The following is a 12,541-nucleotide window of genomic DNA, read 5'->3' as shown; positions in this document are numbered from 1 at the left end:
TTCGACGAGCTACTGCAACTGTGACCGTTGCACGTGTTTCCTCATCTGCGCGACAGCTGCATCAATGGGTGATTGTTATTGCCATTGACGTCTTTCAATCAGAAGGGACGGTCATATCACATGCTTGCACAGTCGACGGTTTAAGCCGTCGGCTGTCAAGCCGGCCGGCGATAGAGTTCTTAACGTTTCGTATGGTTTACCAAAAGCACCGATAGTTCTCTGGTTTTATTTGGATAGCCTGATTTGAATATTTTACTTAAGAGGTAATACTTATGAAGTTTTTAGCTGTGATTTTCGTTCTTTTTGGTTTGAATAATGTCGTGCTGGCAGAGGGGAGTGCGGCTAGTTTGGAGAAAAAAATACCTGTTGAGCAATATAACTATTCAGAGCACCTTGATGTTGCGAAAGTTATTTCCGAAACGGAGGCGCCTGATGTGTGCGGTGTTGTAACGAAACAAATGGTCTATGAGGACTCGCAAGGTAAGCGCCATATCTTGGAGTACGAGGTTGTTGGTAGCGGTTGCAGCGGGGGTTAATCAATCAAATAATTGGATTCATGAAGGGAAGGACTCTCGCGGTAACCTTCTGAAAGTCATAAAAGGAGAGCTTGGTCAAAAGGTAGACAGTCATTCGCACATAAATATATTACATCTGAGTCGCGGTAGTTTCATTTCGCCATGCGTGCTAATGGGCCGTTCTTGGACGCAAACGGATCAGATGGAATGTGCACCTACTAGGCGGAGTGAAACCGTTATTCTGATGGTTTGGATTTTCTAGGATATTTAGGCGCTATAGATCGGTGTGATTAGGAGTCGCTCATCCCCGTGCGAGGAATTAGAGTGTGTTGAAATCAGCTCTTGCACATTGAGTTCGGTTATGTTGCGTGAGAGTACAGATTTATGCAGCTGTGAGAAATTCCCTTATTTGTCAATTTTAACTACGCGTGTAGAAGTTGGTATTCTATTCACTCTGCAGTTGTGCCGAGTAAAGCTGCCGTGTGGCGCCTCTAGTGCGCATGCTCACCAGCACTAAAGACGATATAATCCCAGGGATAATGGCTATGATGAGTCGCACGCAGAACTTACGCAGAGACCTGGAAGGGCTCGCCGCTGAACTGAAATGGTCTGGAGTGGAATTAGTGAGGATTGCAGGCCGTTTGAAACAGGTTGGAAATGATCCTGATGCCCAGGCATTGTACCGGATGATCAATACATTCCAGCGAGAGGAGGAGCGCCTGAGCGTCATCGCAAAAGACGTAGCTGCGGGACGTATCATCGAACTCAGCGGTTCAATACCCGCTTGAGAATCGATCTCGCTTAGAGTGCTCAAAGCTCACCGGCGCAAAACTGTAAAGATAATGTAGGTTGCCGAGTGTGCTTCCCGGCCGGGCTGATTCAATCACTTACCAGCTATCCCTTTCGTCTGAAGCAAGCTCCTGCTCATCTAGCTGCCTACCAATGCCTCCCCTTGCATTCCGTGTCGCTGGGCAATTCATAAAATTTTCATTCGACGGCGATTGCTTATTATGATCCCGATACTTCCATCAAGTTTTCGAATCTATCCCTTTCTGTTGACTAAAACGAATGTTGCGATTCTCTTTTCTGGTAATGACTAGCACCTGTCACGTGGGATTAGAGCTGCCAACATCGTGCACAAGACGGCCATGGCACCGTCAGTGCTGAATTTATTTTTTCTATAATTACACTTCGACTACGATGGAGCGCATCGCTTCGCATTTTGAGGGGATGACGTGGATGCAAATGTCTTAGGCCTGACGACGGTGTTTGCTGGGAATCGACGGCCGATTACGCCAAAAGCAAACCTCGCCCCCTCTTTCAAAAAATGCTCCAGTGCTCTTTTCCTCGTCCGTATCCGCCGCGTTGACCTCCCTGCTGCCTGAGTTGATTGATTCGTTGGTTAGCAAAATATGCCAACCTTTACTGAGCATTTCTGCTAACGCCTCCGCAAGTTTTCGCTGGATAAAAAACCATCCGGGAAACTAGACGAGGTCATTACCGTTCGGAAAGCGTCAGCGCCGACGCCAAAAGAGTTGCCAACGTCATCAAGTTACTGCGGAAAGTCGCCAGGTTAGCAACTGGTCAGTCGGAGCGAGTCGAGCTGCATGATGCAGTCGAAGACGCGCCTGCGCTTTCAATGCCCGAAATGTCGAGACGAAGAATTCAGCTTCCAACCTCACTCAGTCGTGGTTGCTACCTCACCGCTCCCGCTGCCTATCTTCAGTTCGCTTTGTGTACATTAATTATCAGTACGCTGAAGCTCATTCCCCAAGAGCAGGCTCAAAGCGCCGTATTGCGACTTTAGGTTGCGGTGGTTGGGCGGCAAATTGAACTGTGTGCGGCAGCGAGCACTGCAAGTAGTACAGTTGCTGAGCGCCAACGAGCGGTATCGGGATTCGGCTCTAGTGACCGCTGGGGCCCTGGTATGGATTTCGCTATTTGTAAGCTGGTCATGTCCGCACTTGGTGGGAGTGTTGAACTGGAGCCGGCGTCATTCAAGGGCAGCCATTCCGTCTGCACTTTCCCGTGAATTCCGATTGAGTTGGAGCCCCAATCGTCCCACCCTGGCCAACCTCTTTTCCCAGAATTTTGTTCGGATCAGATTTACCGCACTTCGCTTTGGTTAACCAGGGGATGTGCTTTGTCAGGCCAGCAAGCGTTCAGTCGGTCTTAATCTCCCCAATCAGTTTAGCAAGGCTTCCCCGGTGGTCTGCGAGCATCGGAGTCAGGGTCGTTACGCCGCCTCTTACTTTTGATTGAGCACGGCTGTTTAAATGACGTTTCGGGAGCGGGCACGCCATGCGGGTTTGTTGACGGAGCTGAAGTATTTCTACCACGTTTTGGTGCCAGGGTCAGCGATTTACTCGGGCTCTGATATCCCAGCAAATCGAGGGGGAGGCGGGGGACAATCTTTATCGCTCTTGATAACCGTAAAGAATGGCCCCGATGTCGCGACATCGGGGCCATTGTAATGGCGAGCGCATACACCTCAAATTACTGATATGGTGGTTATTCAGGACGAGTAGATTGTCTAAAAGCGGGATCACCGGTCTGTCTGCAGCACCATTTAGTCGGCTTAGCCTTTATGTTCATCGTTCATGTTGAGGCAGAGTGTCATCAGCGTATTCGATCACTCGAACTTTGTGAATGTTCCCCTGACTGTCAGCATATTTCATAGTGACAGGTACGAGACCTTCATCTTTGCTGATATCTGTCATGGAAATTACCTTGGCTACATCTAGGTGCATACCGTATTTGTAGTCGACGATGGGAATGTCTTTGTCTTGTATAGGCTTCGCGCCCTGGCTGACCTTCAGATTTTGATTGGCAGGCTTCGCTCCCGTCGTGGTCGTAGCGCACCCTGAAAGTGCAGCGAGTACCGTGATAGCGCAAATCAGTTTTTGCATGTTCGTCTCCTTTTGAAGCGGTTGGTCTATGTACTTAAGATAGGAGCTGTAGCAGTTATATAGCGCTTTGCTACTACCGACCGCATTGTCGGGCTATCTCTGAGTGAGATTGAATGGCTTGACGTTAATGCTTGGTCGATGGTGAGAGTAAAGATTTTTTAAACAACGAATCTATGGGCGAAGGGTCATTAAAAAGAAGCACATGTATACAAAATTACGCACGCTATTGACCCTTGAGTGAGGCGATAGTGTTTTTTGCAGGTACCACGGTCGAGCCCTCTTTAGGCATCGATATATGCCCATCGACTGTGGCGAGCGCTACACAAGCTGCGCAAAGAATAGCGAGGCTATATGCAGTCAAGAACGTTAGCGAGCTTTTCATAACGTAATCCTCTGGCTCAGCAATAACTAGCGCGGATTACCCATTGCTAGTTATTGCTGGATAAATTGGCTTTGGGCATCTATTTTGTGGCGACGATGTTTGCTGCAGAGATGGATCAGTGGTGGTGAATAACGGACTTCCCTTTAAAGACCCAATAACTACATGCTGTATAGATAAGCATCAGAGGGAAGACAACAAGCCCGGCTCCCCAAAACATAAATCGCAGGCTGGATGTAGGCGAAGCTGCTTCCTGAAGGGTAATACTGAACGGGATCATGTAGGGCCAGAAGGAGATCGCAAACATCGCATAAGCACAAATGAAGAGCAGCACTGTGCCGTTGAACGGTGAGCGATCGTTGTCCCGCTTGCAGCCTGACAGAATGACCCAGTAGGCCGCTGCGGCAATTACAGGTACAACAAACAGAATAGGACGGTCAATCCATCGATCCATGATCCTCAAGTTGCTTATAAGTGCATGTGCAAAAAGTATAAATACTAGAATCAGAGTAATCCCAGCAAGGCGTGGGGCGAGTGAAAGTGCTTTTGAACGCGCTTTACCTACACATTTTCGTGCAACCCACCCTGCGCCTAATAACGTGTAACCGAAGCAAAGAGAGATTCCGCACAACACGGAAAAAGGACTAAGCCAAGTCATTGCATCGCCGGCGAATCGCCCGTTGACGACGGGTAAACCTTCCACTAGCGAACCCACCATTGCGCCTTGCATAAACGCAGCGCATAGCGATCCGAAGAACAAGCCGAGCGTCCATACCCAGCGCGAACGGTGTGCGTGAGATCTGAACTCAAAAGACACACCCCGGAAGATCAGTCCTACCAACATGAGCGAGACAGGTATGTAAAAAGCGGAAAGGGCGGCTGCGTATACAGGCGGAAATGCTCCCCAAAGGGTTACGCCGGCCACGACTAACCAGGTCTCGTTGCCGTCCCAAACAGGCGAAATAGATGAAAGCATTGACTGACGGTGGTCTTCATCTGAAGTGGTGCCAAATAGCATTCCAACACCCAAGTCGAATCCATCGAGAACTACGTACAGCAAGATACTGATGGCAAGAACTGCGGCCCAGTAAGTGATCATGGTGAGCTCCTCTCAGCCTTTAAACTGTAATGTTCACGTTACCCATACCGGCGCCGAGTGGTCGGTTTGGCATAGGGGGAGACGATTCATCGTCAACGCTCTTCGGGCCGATCCGCAGCAACTTGTGGATGTAGAATGTCCCGAAGCTGAAGATGATCGCGTAAGCCAGGCAAAAGATGATCAGCGACGTGCTCGCCGCTTCTACTGTAAGAGTCGGCGTAACCGAATTAGCGGTACGCATCAGTCCATAGACTGTCCATGGCTGCCTCCCAACCTCTGCCGTAAACCAGCCGGTGATAATGGCAATAAATGGCATTGGAAAGCCGAAGAACACAGCCCAAAGCATTAACCGATTTTCTGCCAACCGACCTTTACGCGCGAGGAAAGAGCCGACCCAGGCGATAAAAAGCATCAATAGACCCAGTACGACCATAAGCCGAAAAGTGAGGAACGACAGGAGAACTGGCGGGCGCCCATCTTTCGGAAAGTTGGTGAGACCAACCTCTTTTGAATCAGTTGTCATGGTGGCAATAAGGCTTCCAAGCACGGGGATGGAGATCTCGAAATTGTTTTTCTCCAAGTCTTCATCCGGCCATGCCCAAAGCACCTCGGAGGCGGGTTGCTCATCGTGCCAACGGCCTTCGATCGCTGCGAATTTTACGGGTTGATAATCGTGGACATAGTCACCGACGAGGTGGCCAAAAAGGAGTTGGATGGGCATCAAAATCGCAGCGAGATACAGACCCATGCGCAACATGACTTTAGCTTCCGGCATCGAGAATCGTCGAAGTGCATACCACGCGCCCGTAGCTGCCACGCAGAATGCCCCGGTCAGATAGGATGCGAAAAGCATGTGCGGGAAGCGAACCCAAACTACAGGGCTGAAGACAATAGCTGCCCAGTCCGTTGGAACGAACTGCCCATTAACCACTTCGTAGCCTACGGGATGCTGCATCCAGCTGTTGTTGACCATGATCCAGAACGCTGACAGCGTCGTTCCAAGGGCGACCATGCCCGTTGAAAACAGATAGAAGCCCGGCCTTACCCGAGATCGAGCAAACAGCAGCACGCCAAAGAAGGACGCTTCGAGCATGAACGCGGTGAATGTTTCATAGGCAAGTAGCGGCCCCTGGATGGGCCCTGATGCGCGAGAAAGTTCACTCCAGTTCGTACCAAATTGGAAGCCCAGAACGATGCCTGAAACAACGCCCATTCCGAACGCTACGGCAAATATCTTCAACCAGAAGTCGAAGACCCGTCGATACACCTCCTTACCGGTGTACTGATGAACGGCTTCGAGAACAGTCAGCCAGGCAGCGATACCAATCGTTAAAGATGGAAAAATTATGTGATACGAAACTGTGAACGCGAATTGAATCCGCGACAGTAATAGCGCCGTGAGTTCCATGGCACACCTCAGAAGCTAATCATTGGGAAAGACATCAGCAGCTAGCGTCGCCGCGAACCATTTCAAAAAGCTTGTGGTTGTCGCGATAGTCAACATGAACGCCGACAACGACCGGCCCGGGAATTTCCATAGCCTGGCGCATCACCGCACCGATCTCATCCGGATGGCGGATCATCAAGCCTGTAGCACCCATTGCCTGGGCATAAAGTACGACATCCACCGGCCCGAAATCGCAACCAGAGGAGCGGCCATATTTGGCTTTCTCTTGCACGGCAACCATGTCATAAGTCCCGTCGATCCAAACCATATGTACCAAGTTGGACTTGAGGCGCACCGCTGTTTCAAGCTCCATCGACGAGAAGAGAAAGCCTCCGTCCCCAGAAATAGAAAGTACTTTTTCAGAGGGACGCACAATTGATGCTGCAATTGCCCAAGGCAGCGCGACTCCGAGTGTCTGTTGGCCATTGGTAATCAAGACTTGTCGAGCGCGGAAGGTGTAGAGGTGGCGCGCGATCCACAGATGGAAAGAACCCATGTCCAAGCACAGCGTGGTGTCGTCTGTGAGTAGCTTCTGCAACTCGTAAACCAGACGCAGAGGATGGACGGGACTGCCGTGCATGTTTGCGGCCATCAGTTGAAGCTGAGCGCGATCGCTTTGGATGGAAATCAATACATTTGCGGACAAAGCATTACGGTCGTGACGAAGAATCTGTCCGGTCAAAACCGACAGCGTCCGAGCGATGTCACCCGTCAGCTCTACGCTCGGGCAATAGTGATTGTCGATGTCCGCCGGCAGGGCGTCGATATGGATAATCTCGCGTGTGTTCTTGCCGTTCCAATCCGACGGGCCGTATTCGACAGGGTCGTAACCTACAGTGATCACCAGATCCGCTGTGTCGAGTAAACGGTCGGCTGGTTGGTTTGCCAATTGACCAACTCGGCCACCAAAATTTTCGAACTGATGAGCACAGATAGCGCCTGCAGCTTGAAAGGTGCCAACCACGGGTAAGTTGCTTTGATCAATGAACTGCCTAAGTGCCTCGGCGTTTGCAGGTTTGCTAGCTGACAGACCCAATAGAACAATTGGGTTTTCTGCACGGTTGATCAACCGTGCAGCTTCGGCAATGGCGTCAGCATCTGCCAGACCTGGGCCGAAATGTGTCGGAGACTTGAGGACATTAAATGGGCACGGGGCTGCTTGTATGTCCTTAGGGAGGTTAATGAACGAGGCGCCGGGGCGTCCAGACTCCGCAGCCCTGAAGGCGTTCAAGAATACTTCGCCAATCGCTGATGGTGACTGCACAGTGGCACTGAATTTAGTGACCGGCTTGAGGATCGCAACTGCGTCCATTGTTTGATGTATCTGTTTCAATGTGTCGGACAGGCCGACAGCTCCTCCGATGGCGACTACTGGATCACCTTCAGAGTTAGCTGTAGCGAGACCTGTAACCAAGTTCGATACGCCAGGGCCTGACGTTGCAATCGCGACCCCTGCCTTGCCTGTCATGCGGCCGATACCACCGGCGATGAAAGCCGCGTTTTGCTCGTGGCGAGTGACGATCGTCTTGATGGGAGAGTCGAGCAGCGCGTCGAATACAGCATCGATCTTGGCTCCTGGAATGCCAAATACATGAGTAACGCCTTGTTCCTGGAGCATTTTGACAACGAGTTGCGCACCATTTTGAGTTGGGAATTGGTTATCGCTCATTTTAAATGTCCTAGTGTGATTTTTCGGCGTAAGCGAGCTCTGCACTGCTGTCCTTGGAGAGGTCAGCAGTCAGAAACTCTTGGGTCTCAGGGAGCGCCAGGTGAAAGTCATTCAACTCCTCCATCTGCAACCGCAGCGGGCCGAAGGAGGCGCAATCGAGCAAGTGCCCGCCGTGCTGACGGTCGGCTGACAGGAAATGGAAGTGGTGCCCAGGAACGCTGAAAGCGCTGGAGAAACTCGGCGACCAAATTCCTATGAGTGATCCTTCGATATTGCAGAAACGGAACTCTGTTTGAGATTTTGCAGCATCGGCCAGACGTGTACCTTTCGAAGGTGGATTCACAACTCGCGTATGAACTTGCGCAAAGTGACCATCGATACGGAATGCATAGAAGAGGTTTTCTGAGGGGCTATGCGCGTCGCACATTTCTTCTAGTTGGGAGAGACTTTGTACCTGACCGATGGTGAGGTCTTTCTGAGGTTTGAAGCGTGTCACGACGGCAAAGGGGGCGAGGGCGTCGTCAGGGGCAATGGTGACTTTTCCGTTGCCACGAATTTGATAAACCTTTCCTTCCATTACCGCCATTTCACCATCAAGGCTGGCAAAAGTGCCTAGGCCAAAGTCTCCATGCTGGAGGAGCGTATCTACCGCTACCATTCCGCTATATACTCCAGCGACAAGTGCCCCAGACGTGGAAACTTGAAAAAGTGTATGCAATGGCAATTCAAGATACTGAGCCAGTGCGTTATTGATTATTTGGTCAGTTGGCTCATTTTTTTGAGTCGCATGTTTATCCAGTGCTTTTTTTAAAGACACAGGGATATCGATTTCGAGCAAGGGCATATGGTTGATCCTCGATCGGCTGGCGGAACTGAAGTTCCGCCAACTATGTTCGATGGTACAAGTAGATGGTCGATATGGTCAGGAATCAGCTTGGATTAGCGGCTTTAAGCTGTTTAACGGTGCCCGCAGATTTGGCTGTCTGGCCGGAAGCATCTCTATAGAATGCCAATTTGGACGTGTGACCAATGCCAGGATTAAAGCAGTTGCAAGGATCCAGTGTTTGGTAGTGTTCTTTCAAAGCGGGTTTGGCGTAGTACAAGTGACCCACGTTGTGTTCGGCCGGATACTCAGCGCCGCGCTCATCAAGTAACTTCCACATCTGATGTTCCAGAGCCATCGGGTCATGGCCTTTCTGTATGATGTAGTCCTGATGGAAAACGTGGCAGAGGAAATGGCCGTAGTACAGCTTTAGCATAATTGGTTTCTCAATTTCCGCTGGAAGATGCTCGAACCAGTCACGCTCGTTACGGGGAAGTGCGATATCCAATGCCAGGATATTTTCCACTGTCTTTGTGTGAACTGCACGATATCGATTAGCTGCGCCAGCCGCTGCAAACCGATGTAAAAATGCCTTTTCGCCCTCTTCCTCGTTACATTCAAAATATCCACCGCTGCCATTGTTGAAGTAATTTTTCAGGAAGACGCGCGCTTCTTCTGCACCCTCTGCACTCACCTTTAGCAGCAGGTGATGCTCGTAAGATTGGTGATACTCCTTCAAGCGTTTCGGAAGATGGCTCGGAAACAGAGTGCTCGCAAATTGCATGACACGATCAGTGAAGTTCGAGGGTAAGAAAGGTAGTCTTGAGAAAAAGTTATCAAACTTGGCTTTGATAGCAAATAGACCTGGCAATCGAGAGGTGCCTAGGAAGTGGATCAGTAAGAAGGTATCCTTTCCGTACTTTTCAGCGACGGTGAAAGCATCCCGATGGAGATACTCGCCCGAGATGGGCAAGTGCTGGAAGTCAGCTAGAACAGCACGGCGAATATCGGTCAATTCATCAGTTTTGTTGGTTCCGATGTAAAATACTTTGGCGCCTTTTTCAGCAACGAAGGTATCCAGACGCACCGCGAAAACCATCACCTTACCGGCTGAGCCTGATGATTCGAAAAGCCGATTCGGATCTGCGTTAAACCGAGCAGGTGTAGACTCTTCAACTTGGCGAACATGTTCGACATAGTTATGGTCGTGGCACACGCTGTCATTGTGGATAATGTCGGCATCGCTGAATTTGCCTTCATCGAGGCGCGCTAGAAGCTCTTCCTCTGAGCAATCGAAATTTAGCCCAAGGTGATTTACCAGTTCGAGCGTTCCTTCATCGGTAACACGCGCATAGACGGTCATTTGGGTGTAAGCCGGGCCGCGTTGAACCAGAGATCCACCCGAGTTATTGCAGATACCACCAAAAACTGAAGCTCCGATGCAGCTTGACCCAATAACCGAGTGAGGTTCCCGACCCAAGGGCAAGAGAGCTTGTTCCAGTTGATCTAGTGTCGCACCAGGCAGGCAGATCACCTGAGTAGCATTTTCAATCAGGTAGATTTTTTTAATGCGTGTAGTGCTGATAATGACGATTTCCCGATCGTAGTCATCGCCATCAGGTGTAGAGCCGCCGGTCAGGCCAGTGTTTGAGGCTTGGCCAATAACGATAACGTCGGCTTCCATGCAAGCTTTTAAGGTTCTCCACTGTTCAACAAGACTCCCAGGACGTACCACCGCAAGAGCCTTGCCATTACCGAATCGGAAGCCGGTGCGAAATCGTTTTGTTTTGCTTTCATCAGTCAGCACGTGTTTCGAACCGCAGATCTTTGTCAATTTGTCCAAAAGATCGCGGTAAGTATCTGTACTGTTAGCACGTTTGGCTGACGCTAATACGGTAGTCATAAAGGCTCCTTGTGTCGATGAATGCTGGCCGGTCGAAGCTTGACTGCTGATAGGCACACCTAGGTCGCCCGGACAGGAATGCCAATTTCAACTTGTACGAGGAGTTTCTAGCTGTTGAGGCAAGCGAGATCTTGTACTGATGTGCGTTAACACGCTGTTCGCCCAACTTACTATCCACTTCGGCCAACATTTTGGGTACGTCGCTTAGACTAGGGAAGGAAAACTCCTCAATCTTGATACGATGTGCTCCACGAGATACATCGAAGTAAAAAAAGCATAGGGTCATGACCTAAAACTGAATAGCCACCAACAGAGGGAGCAACGTTTTGCTCGTTACCCAGAATCAGTTGATGACTCAGTCAGAATTTCGAAGCAGCGCTAGGCTGCATTTGTGAGGACAGTTGCTGCACTGCCTGGACGAGATTGTTGATTCCTCATTGAATATTCTGAAGTACGCCTTCAGCTTGATTGACGAGATTCACGCCACTATCCGCATGGGCCTTACTGGTTCGCATGAGATCGAATGCCTCAGTGACCAATGCTTGGTTTGCAGTGGCGACGTTCGTTATTTGTTTCGTTGAGTCGGTGGTCACCTGAGCTAGGCGTTTGATCTCATCAGCGACGACTGCAAAACCGCGACCGCTGGAGCCAGCTCGCGCCGCTTCAATCGCTGCGTTCAGCGCCAGTAAGTTTGTCTGCGAAGCTATTCCCGCTATGTTCTTTGTTATGTCTGCGATGACCTTGCTCTGATTGTTCAAAGCGTCGATTTTTTCATGCATCACCTTCATACCCTGAGCGATGTTGCTCATGAGATCCGCGGTTTGAGCAAGCACGGATGAACCTTGAGCGGCGGTATCTTCAGCTGAACATGATGTCTCCAATGCCATCAGGGCGGCTTGGCGAATAGTCTTTTCCTTACTCACCTCGCTCGTGGCAACCCATGCAAATTTCACGATACGAGCTAATGTTCCGTTCGCATCACGAATAGGGTCGTAACTCGCTTCCAACCAGACGACATTGCCTTGTTTATCGATCCGTTTGAATCGTTGTGCAATGAATCGTCCTGATCGCAAGGTTTCCCAAAACCGCTGGTAATCAGCGCTCGTGGTTTCAGTTGGGTCGCAAAACATCCTGTGATGCTGGCCCCGAATTTCGTTTTCCGTATAATCCATAGCCTCAAGAAACAGGGCGTTGACAGTCAATACATGGCCATTGATATCAAACTCAATCACTGCGGTAGATCTTAGTAATGCCTGTATATAACTAAAGGTTTTGGCGCGTTCTTCAATTTGATCAGTGATTTCTCTACCCACGAATACGTGATCGTTACCGCTTGGTCTGCCGGTGTGTCGATTAATGTTGCATGAATCCAGCGGCTATCTCCATGAGGTCGTGGAAGGGAAATCGTTGTTTGATAACCCTCTATTTTAAGGTGAGGTGTGGAGGCACTCGTTTCGCTCGCCGCTTGACGCGCCAGATTTAATATAGAGGGGGGATGGCCAGTGAGGTGAAATTCTACAAAGTCTTTGAACGCTTGGTTAGATTCTTTTATGCGGCCGGCATCATCCAGTATAGCCACCATATTTCTACACTCAAGAAAGGTGTTATATGTCTCAAGCTCCGCAACTTTATTCTTGAGAGAAATATTTTCTGTTTTTGCGGTATTCCTAAACATATTTATACCCGAATCTCTCGAATTTTTTTGCTCGGTCTTTATGGATCCTTTCATATAAACGGATCAGCAGTTCAGACTCAGAGAGCCCGTGAACAGTCCAGCTTTTTTGCCTGCCGCACGTT

The 12,541-nt window shown here is 49.9% G+C and carries 10 protein-coding genes; 2 read left to right on the top strand and 8 right to left on the bottom strand.

Annotated elements, in window-relative coordinates:
• Positions 1 to 272: 272 nt before the first annotated feature.
• Both KHO07_RS21120 and KHO07_RS21115 read left to right on the top strand, forming a co-directional pair.
• The gene (locus KHO07_RS21120) at positions 273 to 536 is read left to right on the top strand and encodes a DUF2790 domain-containing protein (RefSeq protein WP_212625442.1); all 264 of its coding nucleotides are present in this window, start codon (positions 273 to 275) and stop codon (positions 534 to 536) included.
• Positions 537 to 1,054: 518 nt separating this feature from the next.
• Positions 1,055 to 1,303: a hypothetical protein gene (locus KHO07_RS21115; protein ID WP_212627672.1), complete on the top strand. Its 249-nt coding sequence runs from the start codon at positions 1,055 to 1,057 to the stop codon at positions 1,301 to 1,303.
• Between the two features lie 1,803 nt (positions 1,304 to 3,106).
• Here the strand turns inward: KHO07_RS21115 and KHO07_RS21110 are convergent.
• The 8 genes from KHO07_RS21110 to KHO07_RS21075 all read right to left on the bottom strand — a co-directional run bounded on the left by KHO07_RS21110 (position 3,107) and on the right by KHO07_RS21075 (position 12,419).
• The gene (locus KHO07_RS21110; protein WP_212625441.1) at positions 3,107 to 3,424 is read right to left on the bottom strand and encodes a DUF2790 domain-containing protein; all 318 of its coding nucleotides are present in this window, start codon (positions 3,422 to 3,424) and stop codon (positions 3,107 to 3,109) included.
• A gap of 497 nt (positions 3,425 to 3,921) precedes the next feature.
• Positions 3,922 to 4,902 (bottom strand): cytochrome d ubiquinol oxidase subunit II, encoded by a 981-nt coding sequence (gene cydB / locus KHO07_RS21105; protein WP_212625440.1) that lies wholly within the window; start codon positions 4,900 to 4,902, stop codon positions 3,922 to 3,924.
• Between the two features lie 19 nt (positions 4,903 to 4,921).
• A complete protein-coding gene (locus tag KHO07_RS21100; RefSeq protein ID WP_212625439.1) occupies positions 4,922 to 6,310 on the bottom strand; it encodes a cytochrome ubiquinol oxidase subunit I in 1,389 nt (462 codons plus the stop codon).
• Positions 6,311 to 6,344: 34 nt separating this feature from the next.
• Positions 6,345 to 8,018, bottom strand: coding sequence for an acetolactate synthase AlsS (alsS, locus tag KHO07_RS21095; RefSeq protein ID WP_212625438.1), 1,674 nt, complete (start codon positions 8,016 to 8,018; stop codon positions 6,345 to 6,347).
• A 10-nt stretch (positions 8,019 to 8,028) separates the two neighbouring features.
• Entirely contained in the window at positions 8,029 to 8,862 is an 834-nt protein-coding gene (gene budA / locus KHO07_RS21090; protein WP_212625437.1) for an acetolactate decarboxylase, read from the bottom strand.
• An 85-nt stretch (positions 8,863 to 8,947) separates the two neighbouring features.
• Complete coding sequence (dld, locus tag KHO07_RS21085; protein WP_212625436.1) at positions 8,948 to 10,744, bottom strand: D-lactate dehydrogenase; 1,797 nt, start codon at positions 10,742 to 10,744, stop codon at positions 8,948 to 8,950.
• Between the two features lie 434 nt (positions 10,745 to 11,178).
• Positions 11,179 to 11,976, bottom strand: a complete 798-nt coding sequence (locus KHO07_RS29400) for a methyl-accepting chemotaxis protein (protein ID WP_212625435.1) — start codon at positions 11,974 to 11,976, stop codon at positions 11,179 to 11,181.
• Positions 11,977 to 11,987: 11 nt separating this feature from the next.
• Positions 11,988 to 12,419 (bottom strand): hypothetical protein, encoded by a 432-nt coding sequence (locus KHO07_RS21075; RefSeq protein ID WP_212625434.1) that lies wholly within the window; start codon positions 12,417 to 12,419, stop codon positions 11,988 to 11,990.
• Between the last annotated feature and the right edge of the window lie 122 nt (positions 12,420 to 12,541).

The sequence above is a fragment of the Pseudomonas sp. PP3 genome (genome assembly GCF_905336995.1).
Lineage (GTDB): Bacteria > Pseudomonadota > Gammaproteobacteria > Pseudomonadales > Pseudomonadaceae > Aquipseudomonas > Aquipseudomonas reinekei.
Note: the sequence above shows the minus strand (reverse complement) of the source record. Positions and strands in the feature narration are given on the sequence as shown.